This is a genomic window from Streptomyces sp. SudanB25_2051, assembly GCF_964272635.1.
Taxonomy (GTDB): domain Bacteria; phylum Actinomycetota; class Actinomycetes; order Streptomycetales; family Streptomycetaceae; genus Streptomyces.
Genome location: NZ_OZ186787.1, coordinates 1219318 through 1237500, shown reverse-complemented (window position 1 = coordinate 1237500; position 18183 = coordinate 1219318). Strand labels below are relative to the sequence as shown.

The following is an 18183-nucleotide window of genomic DNA, read 5'->3' as shown; positions in this document are numbered from 1 at the left end:
CGTACCGCCGAAGTCGTGTCATTGCAGCATGAGGGCCAACGCCCGCTGTGATGGGTAGGGGAGCGTCGTGTGCCGGGTGAAGCAGCCGTGGAAGCGAGTTGTGGACGGTTCACGAGTGAGAATGCAGGCATGAGTAGCGATACACACGTGAGAAACGTGTGCGCCGATTGACTAAGGGTTCCTGGGTCAAGCTGATCTGCCCAGGGTAAGTCGGGACCTAAGGCGAGGCCGACAGGCGTAGTCGATGGACAACCGGTTGATATTCCGGTACCCGCTTTGAAGCGCCAGCGCTGAACCCAGCGATGCTAAGCCCGTGAAACCGCCGTGTGCGTCTTCGGACAAGCACGGAGTGGTGGAGCCGGTGGCCCAGACTGGTAGTAGGTGAGCGATGGGGTGACGCAGGAAGGTAGTCCAGCCCGGGCGGTGGTTGTCCCGGGGTAAGGGTGTAGGCCGTGTGGTAGGCAAATCCGTCACACGTTAAGGCTGAGACCTGATGCCGAGCCGATTGTGGTGAAGTGGATGATCCTATGCTGTCGAGAAAAGCCTCTAGCGAGTTTCATGGCGGCCCGTACCCTAAACCGACTCAGGTGGTCAGGTAGAGAATACCGAGGCGTTCGGGTGAACTATGGTTAAGGAACTCGGCAAAATGCCCCCGTAACTTCGGGAGAAGGGGGGCCACGCCTGGTGATGAGTCTTGCACTCGGAGCTGGGGGTGGCCGCAGAGACCAGCGAGAAGCGACTGTTTACTAAAAACACAGGTCCGTGCGAAGCCGTAAGGCGATGTATACGGACTGACGCCTGCCCGGTGCTGGAACGTTAAGGGGACCGGTTAGCTTGGATTCGTCCAGGCGAAGCTGAGAACTTAAGCGCCAGTAAACGGCGGTGGTAACTATAACCATCCTAAGGTAGCGAAATTCCTTGTCGGGTAAGTTCCGACCTGCACGAATGGCGTAACGACTTCTCGACTGTCTCAACCATAGGCCCGGTGAAATTGCACTACGAGTAAAGATGCTCGTTTCGCGCAGCAGGACGGAAAGACCCCGGGACCTTTACTACAGTTTGATATTGGTGTTCGGTTCGGCTTGTGTAGGATAGGTGGGAGACTGTGAAGCTTGGACGCCAGTTCAGGTGGAGTCGCCGTTGAAATACCACTCTGGTCGTGCTGGATGTCTAACCTGGGTCCGTGATCCGGATCAGGGACAGTGTCTGATGGGTAGTTTAACTGGGGCGGTTGCCTCCTAAAGGGTAACGGAGGCGCCCAAAGGTTCCCTCAGCCTGGTTGGCAATCAGGTGTTGAGTGTAAGTGCACAAGGGAGCTTGACTGTGAGACCGACGGGTCGAGCAGGGACGAAAGTCGGGACTAGTGATCCGGCGGTGGCTTGTGGAAGCGCCGTCGCTCAACGGATAAAAGGTACCCCGGGGATAACAGGCTGATCTTCCCCAAGAGTCCATATCGACGGGATGGTTTGGCACCTCGATGTCGGCTCGTCGCATCCTGGGGCTGGAGTCGGTCCCAAGGGTTGGGCTGTTCGCCCATTAAAGCGGTACGCGAGCTGGGTTTAGAACGTCGTGAGACAGTTCGGTCCCTATCCGCTGTGCGCGTAGGAATATTGAGAAGGGCTGTCCCTAGTACGAGAGGACCGGGACGGACGAACCTCTGGTGTGCCAGTTGTTCTGCCAAGGGCATGGCTGGTTGGCTACGTTCGGGAGGGATAACCGCTGAAAGCATCTAAGCGGGAAGCCTGCTTCGAGATGAGTATTCCCACCTCCTTGAGAGGGTAAGGCTCCCAGTAGACGACTGGGTTGATAGGCCGGATATGGAAGCCCAGTGATGGGTGGAGTTGACCGGTACTAATAGGCCGAGGGCTTGTCCTCAGTTGCTCGCGTCCACTGTGTTGTTCCCGGGTTGCGAACAGTCGCACCGGCACACAACATCTATTCAAGTGAATAGTGTGCTTGTTCGCTCGAACCCAATAGGGTTTCGGTGGTCATAGCGTTAGGGAAACGCCCGGTTACATTCCGAACCCGGAAGCTAAGCCTTTCAGCGCCGATGGTACTGCAGGGGGGACCCTGTGGGAGAGTAGGACGCCGCCGAACAATCTTTCAGGACCCTTGGTCCCAGCGTACATGCTGGGACCAAGGGTCCTTTTTGTTTCACTTGAATTTGCTCGGAGCGCGGTGGGAGCCCCATTGCGCGAGAATGACTTGCGGTACCCGAAGACAGGAGCCACACCCATGTCCACCAACTCCTCCGACGACCGTCCGGAGCGCGAGCCTCGTCGCAGGGACGGTGGCGGCGAGCGGGGCGGCTTCCGCGGACCCCGCCGAGACGACGACCGCCGTGGTGGTGGCGGTTTCCGCCGCGACGACCGCCGGGACGACCGCGGCGACCGCCGTGACGATCGCGGCGGCGACCGGGGTGGCTTCCGCCGCAACGACGACCGGCCGCCCTTCCGCCGTGACGACCGTCGTGACGACCGCGGCGGTTTCCAGCGCGACGACCGCGGGCCGCGTCGCGACGACCGCCGTGACGACCGTGGCGGGTACCGGGGCGGCGGCGGTGGCTTCCGTCGCGACGACGACCGCCGCTCCGACGACCGGCGTTCTGACGACCGGCCGTCCTTCCGCCGCGATGACCGTCGTGACGACCGGGGCGGCTTCCAGCGCGACGACCGCGGACCGCGTCGCGACGACCGCCGTGACGACCGGCCGGCGTTCCGGCGCGACGACCGCCGGGATGACCGGCGCGACGACCGCCGCGATGACCGGGGTGGCTTCCGGCGTGACGACCGTCGTGACGACCGTGGCGGGTTCCGGCGCGGAGGCGACCGGCCGGCGTTCCCGCGTGACGACCGCGCCCCCCGCCGCGACGACCGGGACCGCGACCGCGGCGGGTTCCGCGGCGGCCGTGACGACCGTCGTGACGACCGTGGTGGCTTCCCCCGCGACGAGCGTGCCCCGCGCCGCGACGACCGGGGCGACGACCGCGGCGGGTTCCGGCGCGATGACCGAGGCGACGACCGCGGCGGGTTCCGCCGGGATGACCGCCGTGATGACCGCGGCGGCGACCGGGGTGGCTTCCGCCGCAACGACGACCGGCCGCCGTTCCGGCGCGATGACCGTCGTGACGACCGGGGCGGCTTCCAGCGCGACGACCGCGGGCCGCGTCGGGACGACGACCGTCGTGGCGGGTTCCGCGGTGGCTTCCGCGGTGGCCGTGACGACCGCCGCGACGACCGGGGCGGCTACCGCTCCGACGATCGTCGCGGAGGTTTCCGCGGGCGGCCCGAGCGGCGCGACGACCGCTACCGCTCCGACGACCGCCGGGACCGCGAGCCCATCAAGCGGCTTCCCATCCCCGACGACGTCACCGGCGACGAGATCGACAAGGACGTGCGGCAGGAGCTGATGAGCCTGCCCAAGACGCTCGCCGAGGACGTCGCGCGCAACCTCGTCATGGTCGCCAAGCTCATCGACGAGGACCCCGAGAAGGCGTACGCCTACTCGCGGATCGCGCTCCGGCTCGCCTCGCGCGTCGCCGCCGTCCGCGAGGCCGCCGGCTTCGCCGCGTACGCCACGCAGAAGTACGCCGAGGCCCTTGCCGAGTTCCGCGCCGCCCGCCGGATGACGGGCAGCGTCGACCTGTGGCCCGTCATGGCCGACTGCGAGCGCGGCCTCGGCCGCCCCGAGCGGGCCCTCGCCATGGCCGGCGAGCCCGAGGTGCAGAAGCTCGACAAGGCCGGCCAGGTCGAGATGCGGCTCGTCGCCGCCGGCGCCCGCCGCGACATGGACCAGCTCGACGCCGCCATCGTCACCCTCCAGTCGCCCGAGCTCGCCTCCAACTCCATCCAGCCGTGGACCGCCCGCCTGCGCTACGCGTACGCCGACGCGCTCCTCGCCGCCGGACGCGAGGACGAGGCCCGCGAGTGGTTCGCCAAGGCCCTCGAGTCCGACAAGGACGGCACCACCGACGCCTCCGACCGGCTCGCCGAGCTCGACGGCGTGGAGTTCGTGGACGCCATCGAGGAGGAGCCCGAGGACGCCGAGGACGGCGACACCGACGTGGCCGACTCCCGAGCCGGTGACGAGCGGGACGAGCACGGGGACGACTCCGAGCGCTGACCCCGTGGCCGTACGGCCGTGACATGAGAGAAGGGCGGCACCCTCGCGGGTGCCGCCCTTTCGCGTTCCGGGAGAGCGGGCGCCGTCAGTCCAGGGCCAGGCTGCGCAGGACCAGCCCCGTCGCCGGCTTCGGGCCGAACGACGTCGACTTGCGGGGCATCGTCACGCCCTGGCGCGCCAGGTCCCGTACGACCTCCTCGCGGACCGGGTGCATCAGCACCGCCGTCGCGCCGTTCCGCTCCGCCTGCGTCACCGCGGCCTGCGCGTCATGGAGGTACGCGATGTGCTCCGGCGCGTCCGGCACCCGCCACACGTGCTCCAGCAGCGTCGCGTGCAGCACCGTCGCGTCCAGCGACCGCCACGCCTCCGGTCGGTCCCGGCGCACCGTGCGCTCCAGCAGCTCCGGGTCCGGCCGGTCCACCAGGTGGAAGCGGCCGTCGCCCGCCAGCAGGAAGGCGTTGCCCCCGGCGACCGCGTCCCCCAGCGCGTCCAGGGCGCCCTCCAGCGGCAGGTCCAGCCGCCGCACCCGGAACGAGCCCTCCAGGTCCGCCAGCGCGGCCGCGACCGGCAGGCGGTGCAGCAGCCGGTGGATCGCCCGCACCCGCAGCGGATAGCGGGCCGTGTCGATCAGCAGCACCAGGCCGTAGTTCCACGGGCCGGGGCACGACCGCTCCTCGCGCAGCCGCAGATACGTCGCCCAGCGGTGGTGGCCGTCGGCTATCAGCGCCTGATGGCCCGCCAGGTCCTCCGCTGCGGCCGCCACCTCCGCCGGGTCCGTTACCGCCCACAGGCGGTGGCTGAACCCGTCCTCCGTGGTCGTCGCCAGCAGCGGCTCGCCCGCCGTCGCGCGCTCGATCACGGCCGCCGCGCCCGTCGCGGCGCCGTCGCCCCGGTACGTCAGCAGCAGCGGCTCCAGATGCGCGCCCGTGGTGCGCATCAGGTCCGCCCGCTCCTCGACCACATGCGGCATCACGTCCTCATGGGGCAGGACCACACCGTGCGCGGGCGGTGACAGCTCCAGGGCGCCGATCAGGCCCCGCTGGAGAAGGTCGCCCTTGTGCTGCTCGTACACATACAGGGCGGGTTCCGCGTCGGCGGCGAGTATCCCGTCCCGCAGCCAGTCCGCGAGGGTGTCCGCCGCGCGGCGCGGGCGCGCGTCGGCGGTGGGGGCCTGGGGGAGGATCAGCCGCACGATGTTGTGCGGGTCGGACGACTCCAGGTGGTGCAGACCGTCCGGCCGGACGACCACGTCGTACGGCGGGGAGGTCACCGCGGCGAGGCTGCGGACCCGGTCGGGCACGTACCGCAGTCCGCGGAACGGTTTCAGGCGCAGGCCGTCGTTGGCCGCAGGACCTCTCGTGTTCATCCTTGCATCGTAGGTGGATATGCGGATGCGCGATGATCGGGGGACGGAAACCACCGGACGAGTGAGGAGCCAGGCTGATGGTGCGGCACGGAAGGAGCGCTCCGGACGGCAGCCCGGCGCCGCTGAGCACGGCGTACGACACGGCGCTGCTGGACCTGGACGGCGTGGTCTACGCGGGCGGCGAGGCCATCCCGTACGCGGTCGGGGCGCTGGGTGAGGCCCGCGCCGCCGGTATGCGCCTGGCGTACGTCACCAACAACGCGCTGCGCACCCCCGACGCCGTCGCGGCGCACCTCACGGAACTGGGCGTGCCCGCCGAGCCGGACGACGTGGTCACCTCCGCGCAGGCGGTGGCCCGGCTCATCGCCGACCAGCTGCCGCAGGGGTCGCGGGTCCTCGTCATCGGCGGCGAAGGGCTGCGCGTCGCGCTGCGCGAGCGGGGCCTCGTGCCCGTGGAGTCCGCCGACGACGACCCCGCGGCCGTCGTGCAGGGGTACGGCGGGCCGGATCTGCCGTGGGGCCGGTTCGCGGAGGCGTCGTACGCCATCGCGCGCGGTGTGCCCTGGTACGCGTCCAACACCGACCTGACGATTCCCGGCGCGCGGGGCATCGCGCCCGGCAACGGCGCCGCCGTGCAGGTCGTGCGGATCGCGACCGGCGCCGAGCCGCAGGTGGCGGGCAAACCGCTGCCGCCCATGCACCGCGAGACGATCCTGCGGACCGGTGCGCGGCGGCCCCTCGTGGTCGGCGACCGGCTCGACACGGACATCGAGGGCGCGTACAACGGCGGCGTCGACTCGCTGCTCGTCCTCACCGGGGTGACGACGCCGGCGGTGCTGCTCGCCGCGCCGCCCGAGCACCGGCCGACCTACGTGGACGCCGACCTGCGGGGCCTGCTGACGGGGCAGCCCGAGGTGACGGCCACCGGGGCCGGCGGATTCCGGTGCGGCGGCTGGACCGCGGCCGTCGACGGGGAGGCGCTCGTCCTGGACGGGGGCGGCGAGGCGCTGGACGGGCTGCGGGCGCTGTGCGCGGCGGCGTGGACGGCGGCCGGGGACGGGGCGTGCGGGCTGGGGTCGGGGAAGGCGCTGGCCAGGCTCGGGTGGTGAGCTGGAGGCGGGGGAGGAGCCGGTGGCCGGGGAGGCGCCGGGTGGCCGTGTGCCGTGCCCGGGGGCGGGGACGGCGGTGAGGAGGGCGGCGGTGAGGAGGGCGGCAGCCACCCCCGTGATCTTTGGGGCGAGGGTAGGCTAACCTAACCGCGTGTTGGTTGAGAGTTCTCCCGAACAGAGCGCGGAGCCACAGGCCGCCGCGCAGCCCCGCGGGCGCCGGTCGCTGCGTGCCGCCGGGCTGTTGCTGTCCCTCGGCGTCCTGGTGCTCGTCTGTGTCGCGAGCATCGTCGTCGGCGCGAAACCGGTGCCGCTCGGCGATGTGTGGCACGGCCTGTTCCAGAACTCCGGCACCGGCAACGACGTCCTGATCGCCGATGTCCGCGTCCCGCGCACGCTGCTCGGGCTGCTCGCCGGGGTCGCCCTGGGCCTCGCGGGCGCGGTCATGCAGGCCCTGACCCGCAACCCGCTCGCCGAGCCCGGCCTGATGGGCGTCAACGCGGGCGCGGCGGCCGCCGTGGTGACCGCGACCAGCGTGCTCGGCGCGACCTCGTTCATGGGGTACGTGTGGTTCGCGTTCGTCGGTGCCGCGGTCGTGTCGGTGCTCGTGTACGTGCTCGGCGGCGGGCGCACCGCCACCCCCGTGCGGCTCGCGCTGGCCGGCACGGCCGCGACGGCGGCGCTGTACGGCTACGTCAACGCCGTGCAGCTGCTGGACTCGGCGGCGCTGGACCGGCTGCGGTTCTGGACCGTCGGGTCGCTGGCCGGGGCGGACGCGGACGTCGTCGCGGCCGTGGCGCCGTTCATCGCCGCCGGCGTCGTACTGGCCGCGCTGGTGGCCCGGCCGCTGAACGCCATGGAGATGGGCGACGACACCGCAAGGGCGCTCGGCGCGAACCTGACCCGCACCCGTGTGCTGGCCATGCTCGCCGTGACGCTGCTGTGCGGCGGGGCGACCGCCGCGTGCGGGCCGATCGTGTTCGTCGGCCTGATGGTGCCGTACCTGGTCCGCGCGATCACCGGGCCCGACATGCGGTGGATCCTGCCGTACGCGGCGGTCCTGTCACCCGTGCTGCTGCTCGGCTCCGACATCGTCGGCCGGGTCGTGGCCCGCCCCTCCGAGCTCCAGGTCGGCATCGTCACGGCGCTGATCGGCGGGCCCGTCTTCATCCACCTCGTACGCCGCAAGAGGATGGCCCAGCTGTGACCGCGACCCCCGCATCCACCGTTCCCGCGCCGGCCGAGGCCGAGGCCGAGGCGCCCGCCGCGCCGGCCGCCCGTACCGACACGGTCCGCGCCGTCCGGGCCGGCGGGCTGTCCGTGCGCGTCGAGCCGCGTGCCGTGCGCGCCTGCCTGCTGCTGCTCGTCCTCGCCCTCGCCGCGGGGGTCGTCCTCATCGGCAGCGGCGACTTCCCCATCGCGCCCGGCGACGTCGTCGCGACCCTCCTCGGCGACGGCACGGTCGCGCAGGAGTTCGTCGTCCTGGACCTGCGGCTGCCGCGCGTCCTCATCGCCGTCCTCGTCGGGGCGGGCCTCGCGGTCGGCGGCGCGGTCTTCCAGACCATCACCCGCAACCCGCTGGGCAGTCCCGACATGCTCGGCATCAACCAGGGCGCCATCGTCGGCGCGCTGACGGTGATCGTGCTGTTCCACGGGGACGCCACCGCCGTCGCGGCGGGCGGGCTCGTCGGCGGCACGCTGACCGGCGCCGCCGTGTACGTCTTCGCGTGGAAGCGGGGCGTCCACGGCTTCCGGATCGTCCTCATCGGCATCGGCCTCGCCGCGATGCTGACCGCCGTCATCCACTATCTGATCACCAAGGCGAACCTCGTCGACGCCACCCGCGCCGTCGTCTGGATGACCGGCTCCCTGGAGGGCCGCGACTGGACGCAGTTCTGGCCGCTGCTCGCCGTCACCGCCGTCCTGCTGCCGGTGATCCTCGCGTACGGGCGTCCGCTGCGCATGCTGGAGATGGGCGACGACGCCGCGTACGCCCTCGGGGTGCGCGTCGAGCGGGTGCGGATGACGCAGCTGGTCTGCGCGGTGCTGCTGGTCGCGTCCGCCACGGCGGCGGCCGGGCCCATCACGTTCGTCGCGCTCAGCGCCCCCCAGCTGGCCCGCCGGCTGACCCGCTCGCCCGGCCCGAACCTGGGCGCGTCCGCCCTGATGGGCGCGGCGGTGCTGCTGGTCGCCGACTGGGCGGCCACCAGCGCCTTCGGTGAACGGCAGCTCCCCGTCGGCGTCGTCACCGGCATCGTCGGCGGCTGCTACCTGCTGTGGCTCCTGGTCACCGAGCGCCGGGCAGGCCGGATATGACCCTCACAGAAGACCAGAACGCCAGGAGTGCCCCCATGCAGCCCCAGCCCGTGCGGCAGCGCCTCGCCGCGGAGTCCGTCACCCTCGCCTACGAGCAGCGGACCATCGCCCGCGACCTGTCCGTGGCGATACCCGACAACTCCTTCACGGTCATCGTCGGCCCCAACGCCTGCGGGAAGTCGACCCTGCTGCGCGCCCTGGCCCGGATGCTGAAGCCCACCCAGGGGCGGGTCCTGCTGGACGGGCAGGCCATCCACTCCATGCCCGCGAAGAAGGTCGCCCGCACGCTCGGCCTGCTGCCCCAGTCGTCCATCGCCCCGGACGGCATCACCGTCGCCGACCTCGTCGCCCGCGGCCGCTACCCGCACCAGGGGCTGCTGCGCCAGTGGTCGCCGGAGGACGAGCGGATCGTCCAGGAGTCGATGAACGCCACCGGCGTCGGCGAGCTGGGCGACCGGTACGTCGACGAGCTGTCCGGCGGGCAGCGCCAGCGCGTGTGGATCGCCATGGCGCTCGCCCAGCAGACGCCGCTGCTGCTGCTCGACGAGCCGACGACGTACCTCGACATCCAGCACCAGATCGACGTGCTCGACCTGTGCGCCGAGCTGCACGAGACGCAGGGCCGCACCCTCGTGGCCGTCCTGCACGACCTGAACCACGCGGCCCGGTACGCCACGCACCTCATCGCCGTGCGGGGCGGGGAGGTCGTCGCGGAGGGCCCGCCGTCCGAGATCGTCACCGCCGAGCTGGTGGAGCGGGTCTTCGGGCTGCGCTGCCAGGTCATCGAGGACCCCGAGACCGGCACGCCGCTGGTCGTCCCGGCGGCCCGGCAGGCACGCAGGTAGCGGGGGCGCGGGGGCCGGCGGAGCCGTACGGCGCGGTACGTGACGGCGGCGCGGCGCGGCTTCGCGGTAGCGTCGGGGCATGGACGCCACGCCCCACCCGCCGCGGCCACGCCCCGAGGCCGCGCCCGCCGAAGCCGCCGCCGCGCCGGATGCCGCCGCGCCCGCCGAAGCCGCAGACGGCGTACCGGGCGGCCCGGACGCCGGCGGTGCGCCCCTGCCGCTCGGCGTGGAGCGGGAGCCGACCGGGCACGGTCCCGTCGACGCGCTCCTGGCACGGCTGGCCGACGCCGACCACCTCGCGGCGGACGGACACCTGGCCGTGTACGAGGATGTACACCGGGGGCTGCGCGACACGCTGGCCGCGCTGGACGCGCACCCCCAGCCGGGACCCCCGTACGACCACAGGAGCTGAACCGAACGTGGCAGGAGTGGCACGCCGCCGTCTCGACGCCGAGCTTGTACGCCGCAAGCTCGCCCGCTCGCGCGAACACGCGAGCCAGCTGATCGCGGCGGGGCGGGTGACGGTCGGCGGCACCACGGCCACCAAGCCCGCCACCCAGGTCGAGACCGCCGCGGCCATCGTCGTCGCGCAGGACGACTCCGACCCCGACTACGTGTCGCGCGGCGGCCACAAGCTGGCCGGGGCGCTCGCCGCGTTCATGCCGCGCGGGCTGGTGGTCGAGGGCCGGCGGGCGCTCGACGCCGGGGCGTCCACCGGCGGCTTCACCGATGTGCTGCTGCGCTCCGGCGCCGCCCACGTCGTCGCCGTCGACGTCGGCTACGGGCAGCTGGCCTGGTCGCTGCAGAGCGATGAACGCGTCACCGTCAAGGACCGTACCAATGTGCGCGAACTGACCCTCGACGTGATCGGCGGCGAGCCCGTGGACCTGGTCGTCGGCGACCTCTCGTTCATCCCGCTCGGCCTGGTCCTGCCCGCCCTCACCGGCGTGACCGCGCCCGGCGCCGACCTCGTCCTGATGGTCAAGCCGCAGTTCGAGGTCGGCAAGGAGCGGCTCGGCAGCGGCGGTGTGGTGCGCAGCCCCGAACTGCGGGCCGAGGCCGTGCGGAACGTGGCCCGCCAGGCCGCCGGGCTGGGCCTCGGCGTGCTGGGCGTCACCGCGAGCCCGCTTCCCGGCCCGTCCGGGAACGTCGAGTACTTCCTGTGGCTGCGGGCCGGCGCGCCCGCGCTCGATCCGGCCGACGTCGACCGCGCCGTGGCGGAGGGACCCCGTTGATGTCAGACCCGAGTACGGAGCCGGGCACGGGCCCGGGCGCGCCGCCCAGGACCGTGTTCCTGCTGGCGCACACCGGGCGGCCCGCCGCCGTGCGCAGCGCGGAACTGGTCGTCCTCGGCCTGCTGCGCAGCGGCATAGGGGTGCGGGTGCTGGCCGCGGAGGCCGCGGACCTGCCGCTGCCGCCGTCCGTGGAGACCGTCCCGGAGGCCACGCCCGACGTGCTCGACGGGTGCGAGCTGCTGATCGTCCTCGGCGGCGACGGGACGCTGCTGCGCGGCGCCGAGTTCGCCCGCGCGTCCGGCGTGCCGATGCTCGGGGTCAACCTGGGGCGGGTCGGGTTCCTCGCGGAGGCCGAGCGCGACGACCTGGACAAGGTCGTCGACCGGGTGGTGACACGGGCGTACGAGGTCGAGGAGCGGATGACCCTCGACGTCGTGGTCTACGACAACGGCGATGTGCTGCACACCAACTGGGCGCTGAACGAGGCCGCCGTGCAGAAGGTCGCGCCCGAGCGGATGCTGGAGGTCGTCCTCGCCATCGACGGGCGCCCGGTGACCGGCTTCGGCTGCGACGGCGTGATCTGCGCGACACCCACCGGCTCCACCGCGTACGCCTTCTCCGCGGGCGGCCCGGTGATCTGGCCGGAGGTGGAGGCGCTGCTGATGGTGCCGATCGGCGCGCACGCCCTGTTCGCCAAGCCGCTGGTGACGACGCCCGACTCGGTGCTGACCGTCGAGGTGGAGCCGCACACCCCGGACGGGGTGCTGTGGTGCGACGGGCGGCGCACCGTGACCCTGCCCGCCGGGGCGCGGGTGGAGGTGCGGCGCGGATCGGTGCCCGTGCGGCTCGCGCGGCTGCACCACGCGTCGTTCTCGGACCGGCTCGTCGCCAAGTTCGCCCTGCCCGTGTCGGGTTGGCGGGGGGCGCCGCACTGAGCGGGGGCCGGGGGAGCGCCACCCCCGCGGGTGATTGCGGGGGCGCGCCACCTGGCGGTTCCGGCGCGGGGGGCGGGGCTCGTCGCGTCGGGGGCGTGGGACCTCGTAAGGTCTTCCCCGTGTTGGAGGAGATGCGGATACGGTCGCTCGGAGTCATCGACGACGCGGTGGTCGAGCTGTCGCCCGGGTTCACCGCGGTGACCGGTGAGACGGGCGCGGGCAAGACCATGGTCGTGACCAGCCTGGGGCTGCTGCTCGGCGGGCGCGCCGACCCGGCCCTGGTGCGGATCGGAGCCGCGTCCGCCGTCGTGGAGGGACGCGTCAGCGTCGCCCCCGGCGCCGCCGTGGCCCGCCGCGCCGAGGAGGCGGGCGCCGAGCTGGACGACGGGGCGCTGCTCATCAGCCGCACCGTCTCGGCGGAGGGCCGGTCGCGGGCGCACCTGGGCGGGCGCAGCGTGCCCGTCGGGCTGCTCGCGGAGCTCGCCGACGAACTGGTGGCCGTGCACGGCCAGACCGACCAGCAGGGGCTGCTCAAGCCCGCCCGGCAGCGGGCCGCGCTCGACCGGTACGCCGGGGACGCGGTGGCCGTGCCGCTCGCCGCGTACACGACGGCGTACCGGCGGCTGCGGGCGCTCGACGCCGAGCTGGAGGAGCTGACCACGCGGGCGCGGGAGCGGGCGCAGGAGGCCGACCTGCTGCGGTTCGGGCTCGCGGAGATCGAGGCGGTCGCGCCGCGCGCGGGGGAGGACGTGGAGCTGGCCGCCGAGGCGGAGCGGCTCGGTCACGCCGAGGCCCTCGCGTCCGCCGCCGCGCTCGCCCACGCCGCGCTGGCCGGGAACCCCGAGGACCCGGAGGGCGTGGACGCGACGACCCTGGTGGCGGGCGCGGGGCGTGCGCTGGAGGGCGTACGGGCGCACGATCCGGCGCTGGCCGCGCTCGCCGACCGGATCGGGGAGATCTCGATCCTCCTCGCCGACGTGGCCGGTGAACTCGCCGGGTACGCCGACGACCTGGACGCCGACCCGCGCAGGCTCGCCGCCGTCGAGGAGCGGCGGGCCGCGCTGACCGGGCTGACCCGCAAGTACGGCGAGGACGTCGCCGCCGTCCTGGCCTGGGCGGAGGAGGGCGCGGCCCGGCTGACCGAGCTGGAGGGCGACGACGACCGGATCGGGGAGCTGACCGCCGAGCGGGACGCGCTGCGCGCCGAGCTGTCGAAGCTGGCGCAGGCCCTGACGGACGCGCGGACGGAGGCGGCGGCCCGGTTCGCCGAGGCCGTCACGGCGGAGCTGGCGTCGCTGGCGATGCCGCACGCGCGGGTGTCGTTCGCGATCCGGCAGACCGAGGACCCCGAGGGCGTCGAGGTCGGCGGGCGGCGCGTCGCCTACGGGCCGTCCGGCGCCGACGAGGTGGAACTGCTGCTCGCCCCGCACCCGGGCGCCCCGCCGCGGCCCATCGCCAAGGGGGCGTCCGGCGGTGAGCTGTCGCGCGTGATGCTGGCGGTGGAGGTCGTCTTCGCCGGTACGGACCCGGTGCCGACGTACCTGTTCGACGAGGTCGACGCCGGTGTGGGCGGCAAGGCGGCCGTGGAGATCGGGCGGCGCCTGGCCAAGCTGGCCAAGACGGCGCAGGTCGTGGTGGTGACGCACCTGCCGCAGGTCGCGGCGTTCGCCGACCGGCAGCTGCTGGTGGAGAAGACCAACGACGGATCCGTCACACGCTCCGGTGTCACCGTCCTGGAGGGCGAGGACCGGGTGCGGGAGCTGTCGCGGATGCTGGCCGGGCAGGAGGACTCCGAGACGGCCCGCGCGCACGCCGAGGAGCTGCTGGCGACCGCCCGCGCGGACCTCTGACCCAGGGCCTCCCGGCGGGCGCCGGGCCCGTGCACCGGGCGCCGTGCCGGGTCGGCCCCGGGGCGGCCTCGGACGCCGGTCGTCGCGGCGGGGTCCGGTGCCGCATCCCGTGGCGGCGGCCCCGCGAGGCGGTGACCGCGAGCGGCCGCCTCGCGCCCCGGTGACCCCGGGGCCGTCGCGGGGCCGCCGACCTCTGACGGCACGGCGGTCGCGGCGGCCCGCCGCGTGCGCGGCCCGGCGCCGTGCCGCGCGGGCGGGCGTCGCTCTCGCCGGCCGCCCCGCCGGCCAGGCCCGTCTCCCCGTCGGCCCGTACGCGGCTCACCCGTGTGAGTGAACCCGCCGGCGGGGTCGCGACCCCGTCCGCCGGAAAGTGGCGGGATACGGCGGGTCACGTCCGCGCGCGGTCCCGGAACGTGCGTACGGACTGGCATCCTTGTGCGGGTGACACAGCTGCGTACGGTCCAAGTGCTGGGCGGCGGCAGCGCGGGCAGCAGCGCTCATGTCAGATCACTGGCCGCCGGGCTCGTGGCGAGGGGCGTGCGGGTGACCGTGTGCGCCCCCGTCGAGCTGGACCACGCCCACGACTTCCTCGGCTGCGGGGCGCACTTCGTCCCCGTACCGCCGCGCAACGACCCGCTGACCGTGGGCGCGCTGCGCGCCGTGTGCGCGGGCGCCGACGTCGTCCACGCGCACGGGCTGAACGCCGCCGTGCGCTCCGCGCTGGCCCTCGCCGCGCAGCGCGTGCCGCTCGTCGTCACCTGGCACACCCGCCCGCACGCCGAAGGGCCCCGCGCGCACCTGCTGCGGATGATGGAGCGCAAGGCCGTACGGGCGGCGGCCGTCGTCCTGGCCACGTCGTCGGAGCTGGTCGACCGGGCGCGGCGGCGTGGCGCGCGCGACGCGCGGCTCGGTCCCGTCACGCTGCCCCCGCCCCGGGGCCTCGCCGACCTGCCGGGCGAGAAGGCGCGGGCCGAACTGGGCGCGGTGGGGCGGCCCCTGGTGGTGACGGCCGCGCCGCTGGAGCCGTACCGGGGGCACGGCGCGCTGCTGGACGCCTCCCGCCGGTGGCTCGGCCACGACCCGGTGCCGCTGGTCGCCGTCGCCGGTGAGGGACCCCGGCGGGCCGCGCTGCAGCGCCGTATCGACCTGCACGGGCTGCCGGTGCGGCTGCTCGGCGCGCGCGACGACGTGACGGCGCTGCTGGCCGCGGCCGACGTGGCGGTGCTGGCCGGCCGCTGGGAGGCGCGGGCGCCGCTCGCCCAGGAGGCGCTGCGCCTCGGCGTCCCGCTGGTCGCCACGGCCGTCGGCGGGGTGCCGGAACTGGTCGGGGACGCGGCGGAGCTCGTCCCGTACGGCGACTCGGTGCGGCTCGCGGCCGCGGTGTCGCGGCTGCTGGCGGACCCCGCCCGGCACGCGGCCCTCGCGGCGGCCGGGCCCCGGCAGGCGGCGACCTGGCCGACGGAGGAGGACACCATCGCCCAGGTGCTCAGCGTCTACGACGAACTGTGCGCCGCACGCGACGGGGACGGGCCCGGACTCTGAGGCCCAACCGGCCTTCTGCCGGTCCCTCCGGCGGGGCGCGGACCGGTCCGGCGCGGGCGGGCTACGGGACGTGGCGGCGGGCGCGCAGGGCGAGGGAGAGCGCCAGGACCGTCCGCGGGTCGTCCAGGTCCGCGCCGAGCAGTTCGGTGATCCGGGCCAGCCGGTTGTACAGGGTCTGGCGGTTCAGATGCAGCTCGCGCGCCGTCTCCGCCTTGCGCCCCGCGTGCGCCAGGTACGTCTCCAGCGTCGGCAGCAGCGGCGCCCGTGACGCGGCGTCATGGGCCAGCAGCGGCCCGATCGTCCGGTCCACGAACGCCGCGAGTCCCGCCGCGTCGTGCCGGCGCAGCCGCCACAGCAGCAGGTCCACGTCGAGGCGCCGCGCGTCGTGCCAGGGCCGCTCGGGCAGCCCCTGCGCGGCGGCGGCGGTCTCCGCGGCGTGCCGCAGCCCCGCCGACGCGGCCGCCCAGCCGCCCGCGACGCCCACCACCACGACCGGCGCGGGGCCACCCGCCCGGTCGAGACCGGCGCGCTCGGCGCCCGCCCGCAGCGCCGTCGCCACCCGGTCGGCGACCGCGGCCCGCTCGGCTTCGGCACGCAGCCCCAGCAGCAGCAGGACCCGGCCCTCCACCGGGCGGACGCCCACCAGGACGGGGAGGCTCGACAGCGCCGGCTCCTCCGCGACCGCCCGCGCCAGCAGCGCCCACCCGCCGGCGGGCAGCCGCTCGCCGGCCAGCCGCATCACCACGGGCAGCAGCGGCCCGGCACCGGGCCGGAAGCCGAGGACCCGCGCCTGCGCGGGCGCGTCCCCCACCGCGATACGGCCCTCCGCGAGGTCGGTCAGGAAGTCACCGCGCCCGCGCGCCGCGAGCTCCTCCTCCTGCCGCGCCTGCATCAGCACGACCGCCAGGAGCCCGGCCGCCCGCTCCGCCGCCATCCGGTGCACCGGCAGCGGCCGCCCCGCCGCGGCGAGCAGCACCAGCCGCGCCCGCACCCCGCCGTCCGGCTCACCGCCCGGCACGTCGACCAGCACCGAACCGGCGGGCGGTACGGCACCGGGCCTGCCCCGCAGCCCCTCCCACAGCTGGAGCGGCTCGGCACAGGGGCCGGGCGGGCCGCCGTCGGCCGCGTACAGGAGCCGGCCGTCGGCGGTCTCCAGGAACACCGGGTTGCCGGCGAACCCGGCCAGGATGCGCAGCACGCGCGGCGCGCCGCCCCCGCCGAGCAGCGCCTCGGTGCACTGCCGGTGGACCTCGTCGGCCCGCCGCAGCAGCGCGTAGTGACCGTTGACGATCTCGGTGTGGACCTCCTCGGTGACCGAGACGAACGGCACCTCGCGGTGCAGCTGCACCAGCGGCAGCCCCGCCGACCGCGCGGTCTCCACGAGCGCCGCGGGCAGCCGGGGGAACGTCGCGCCGAGCTCCACGACCAGGGCGGCGATCCCGCGCTCGGCGAGCCGCCGTACGAAGACCCGCTGGTCTGCCGGGCGGGACCCGATGCCGATCCCGGTGGTCAGCAGCAGTTCGCCGCCCTTCAGCAGCGACGCGATGTTCGGCACCTCGCCGGCGTGCACCCAGCGCACCGTGCGGTCCAGCAGGTCGCCGCCCGCCACCACCTCGGGAAGCCCGCCCCGCAGCGCCGGCAGCTCCAGCGCCCGCCGCACCGTGATCCCGCCCCGCTCGTCCATGCCCGGGACGCTACCCTTCCGCGCCCCGGCGCCGGGGCGGTCACCCCGCGCACCACGGTCAGCCCACACCGGTGCGGCTCGTCGAGCCCGCCATCAGGGCACAGCCGGTGCCGCGTGCGGTGGGCCGCTGGGAGCGTGGTGGACGGGCCGGTGGAGCAGCCGGGTGCCGATGTCCTGCTGAAGTTCCGCTCGCCGTGGGCACGGGTCCTGGCGCTCGTCGGGTCCGTTGCGACATTTGTACAAGACCGGGGGCCGGCAGCCCCGGCATCCTCCCGTGCATGGGTATCTACGATGCTAAGCATGTGCACGGGATGCGCGTGGTCCATGACGGCCCGCGGGAGGCGCCGCCGCTGGTGCTCATCCATGGGTCGGGGGCCTCGGGCAGCTCCTGGGGCCCGGTGGTGCCGGCGCTGGCCGGCCGGTATCACGTCATCCGGATCGACCTGCCGGGCCACGGTCAGTCCCCGCCCGCGCCGTCGTACGACGTGCCCGGGCAGGCAGCCGGCGTCGCTGCGGCGCTCGACGAGCTCGGCCTTCGCCCGGTCACCGTGGTGGGGCACTCCAGCGGCGGATACATCGCGACCGCCCTCGCCGAACAGCGCCCGGACCTGGTGGGTTCGCTCGCACTGATCAGCAGTGGTCCCAGTCCCGACGCGCTTCTTCCGCAGCCCGTCTTCCTTCGGGCCCTGATCGGCCCGCCGCTCGGACCGCTTCTGTGGAGAGTCCGTTCCGACACGATGCTCCGCCGGGGAGTGACCGCCGTGTGCAACCGCCCGGTGGACGTCCCTGACGACTTGGTCGCCGACGTACGGGGCATCAACTACCGGACGTTCAGGACGGTGCTGCGCGAGAACGGCGCGTACATCGCCGAGAGGAGCGTACCCGCGCGCCTGACCGCACTCGGCGTCCCTGTTCTGGTGATCTTCGGCGCTGCCGACCCTCGCTGGGATCCGTCTTCGGCGCACGACTACGACACTGTGCCGGACGCGCGAGTCGAGCAGCTGCCCGGCGTCGGGCACTTCCCCATGCTCGAAGCGCCGGAGACGACCGGGGAGTTGCTGCTGCGCTTCGCAGCGGGCCGCTGACACCCATGACCTAGCCTGGTGCTGTGACGTCTGCCGCAACACCAGTTGACTGGACGTCGGTGGAGGTCGCCGTGCCCCGGCGGCCGGGCCGGCTGCC

At 73.8% G+C, this 18183-nt stretch carries 13 protein-coding genes and 2 rRNA genes (1 of these 15 only partly in view); 13 read left to right on the top strand and 2 right to left on the bottom strand.

Annotation, left to right across the window (positions count from 1 at the left end; genetic code table 11):
- The 3 genes from ACSUPT_RS05470 to ACSUPT_RS05460 form a co-directional block, all read left to right on the top strand.
- Nucleotides 1–1875: ribosomal RNA gene (locus ACSUPT_RS05470) — 23S ribosomal RNA — on the top strand (it extends 1248 nt beyond the left edge of the window).
- 105 nt (nucleotides 1876–1980) lie between these two features.
- Nucleotides 1981–2097 (top strand): 5S ribosomal RNA (rrf, locus tag ACSUPT_RS05465).
- Nucleotides 2098–3393: 1296 nt separating this feature from the next.
- A complete protein-coding gene (locus ACSUPT_RS05460; protein ID WP_436946173.1) occupies nucleotides 3394–4122 on the top strand; it encodes a hypothetical protein in 729 nt (242 codons plus the stop codon).
- A gap of 85 nt (nucleotides 4123–4207) precedes the next feature.
- Here the strand turns inward: ACSUPT_RS05460 and ACSUPT_RS05455 are convergent, their stop codons facing one another.
- Nucleotides 4208–5488, bottom strand: coding sequence for a DUF1015 family protein (locus tag ACSUPT_RS05455; protein ID WP_436943556.1), 1281 nt, complete (start codon nucleotides 5486–5488; stop codon nucleotides 4208–4210).
- A 77-nt stretch (nucleotides 5489–5565) separates the two neighbouring features.
- Between ACSUPT_RS05455 and ACSUPT_RS05450 the strand changes: the two genes are divergently transcribed.
- The 9 genes from ACSUPT_RS05450 to ACSUPT_RS05410 all read left to right on the top strand — a co-directional run bounded on the left by ACSUPT_RS05450 (nucleotide 5566) and on the right by ACSUPT_RS05410 (nucleotide 15317).
- The gene (locus tag ACSUPT_RS05450) at nucleotides 5566–6597 is read left to right on the top strand and encodes an HAD-IIA family hydrolase (protein WP_436943555.1); all 1032 of its coding nucleotides are present in this window, start codon (nucleotides 5566–5568) and stop codon (nucleotides 6595–6597) included.
- A gap of 151 nt (nucleotides 6598–6748) precedes the next feature.
- A complete protein-coding gene (locus ACSUPT_RS05445; RefSeq protein ID WP_399219042.1) occupies nucleotides 6749–7801 on the top strand; it encodes a FecCD family ABC transporter permease in 1053 nt (350 codons plus the stop codon).
- The gene (locus ACSUPT_RS05440) at nucleotides 7798–8910 is read left to right on the top strand and encodes a FecCD family ABC transporter permease (protein WP_436943554.1); all 1113 of its coding nucleotides are present in this window, start codon (nucleotides 7798–7800) and stop codon (nucleotides 8908–8910) included. Before ACSUPT_RS05445 ends, ACSUPT_RS05440 begins: the two co-directional genes overlap by 4 nt.
- Nucleotides 8911–8945: 35 nt before the next feature.
- Nucleotides 8946–9755 (top strand): ABC transporter ATP-binding protein, encoded by an 810-nt coding sequence (locus ACSUPT_RS05435; protein ID WP_403505888.1) that lies wholly within the window; start codon nucleotides 8946–8948, stop codon nucleotides 9753–9755.
- Between the two features lie 79 nt (nucleotides 9756–9834).
- The gene (locus tag ACSUPT_RS05430; protein ID WP_436943553.1) at nucleotides 9835–10167 is read left to right on the top strand and encodes a hypothetical protein; all 333 of its coding nucleotides are present in this window, start codon (nucleotides 9835–9837) and stop codon (nucleotides 10165–10167) included.
- A 7-nt stretch (nucleotides 10168–10174) separates the two neighbouring features.
- On the top strand, nucleotides 10175–10990 hold the full coding sequence (locus ACSUPT_RS05425) for a TlyA family RNA methyltransferase (protein ID WP_351963213.1): 816 nt from the start codon (nucleotides 10175–10177) through the stop codon (nucleotides 10988–10990).
- Nucleotides 10990–11925: an NAD kinase gene (locus ACSUPT_RS05420; RefSeq protein ID WP_351963212.1), complete on the top strand. Its 936-nt coding sequence runs from the start codon at nucleotides 10990–10992 to the stop codon at nucleotides 11923–11925. The genes ACSUPT_RS05425 and ACSUPT_RS05420 overlap by 1 nt, the downstream gene beginning before the upstream one ends.
- 131 nt (nucleotides 11926–12056) lie before the next feature.
- Nucleotides 12057–13775 (top strand): DNA repair protein RecN, encoded by a 1719-nt coding sequence (gene recN, locus ACSUPT_RS05415; RefSeq protein WP_436946172.1) that lies wholly within the window; start codon nucleotides 12057–12059, stop codon nucleotides 13773–13775.
- Between the two features lie 441 nt (nucleotides 13776–14216).
- Complete coding sequence (locus tag ACSUPT_RS05410) at nucleotides 14217–15317, top strand: glycosyltransferase family 4 protein (protein ID WP_399219044.1); 1101 nt, start codon at nucleotides 14217–14219, stop codon at nucleotides 15315–15317.
- Nucleotides 15318–15378: 61 nt separating this feature from the next.
- Here ACSUPT_RS05410 and ACSUPT_RS05405 read toward each other — a convergent pair whose 3' ends face one another.
- Entirely contained in the window at nucleotides 15379–17001 is a 1623-nt protein-coding gene (locus ACSUPT_RS05405; RefSeq protein WP_436943552.1) for a PucR family transcriptional regulator, read from the bottom strand.
- 278 nt (nucleotides 17002–17279) lie between these two features.
- On the opposite strand from ACSUPT_RS05405, the gene ACSUPT_RS05400 reads away from it, so the two are divergent.
- The gene (locus tag ACSUPT_RS05400; protein WP_404147807.1) at nucleotides 17280–18086 is read left to right on the top strand and encodes an alpha/beta fold hydrolase; all 807 of its coding nucleotides are present in this window, start codon (nucleotides 17280–17282) and stop codon (nucleotides 18084–18086) included.
- The last annotated feature ends 97 nt before the right edge of the window (nucleotides 18087–18183 follow it).

What these genes read in the sequence shown, in the direction of transcription:
- ACSUPT_RS05455 (WP_436943556.1), bottom strand. Translation starts at nt 5,488, where the DNA reads ATGAACACGAGAGGTCCTGCGGCCAACGACGGCCTGCGCCTGAAACCG.
- ACSUPT_RS05450 (WP_436943555.1), top strand. Translation starts at nt 5,566, where the DNA reads ATGGTGCGGCACGGAAGGAGCGCTCCGGACGGCAGCCCGGCGCCGCTG.
- ACSUPT_RS05435 (WP_403505888.1), top strand. Translation starts at nt 8,946, where the DNA reads ATGCAGCCCCAGCCCGTGCGGCAGCGCCTCGCCGCGGAGTCCGTCACC.
- ACSUPT_RS05430 (WP_436943553.1), top strand. Translation starts at nt 9,835, where the DNA reads ATGGACGCCACGCCCCACCCGCCGCGGCCACGCCCCGAGGCCGCGCCC.
- ACSUPT_RS05420 (WP_351963212.1), top strand. Translation starts at nt 10,990, where the DNA reads ATGTCAGACCCGAGTACGGAGCCGGGCACGGGCCCGGGCGCGCCGCCC.
- recN (WP_436946172.1), top strand. Translation starts at nt 12,057, where the DNA reads ATGCGGATACGGTCGCTCGGAGTCATCGACGACGCGGTGGTCGAGCTG.
- ACSUPT_RS05405 (WP_436943552.1), bottom strand. Translation starts at nt 17,001, where the DNA reads ATGGACGAGCGGGGCGGGATCACGGTGCGGCGGGCGCTGGAGCTGCCG.
- ACSUPT_RS05400 (WP_404147807.1), top strand. Translation starts at nt 17,280, where the DNA reads ATGGGTATCTACGATGCTAAGCATGTGCACGGGATGCGCGTGGTCCAT.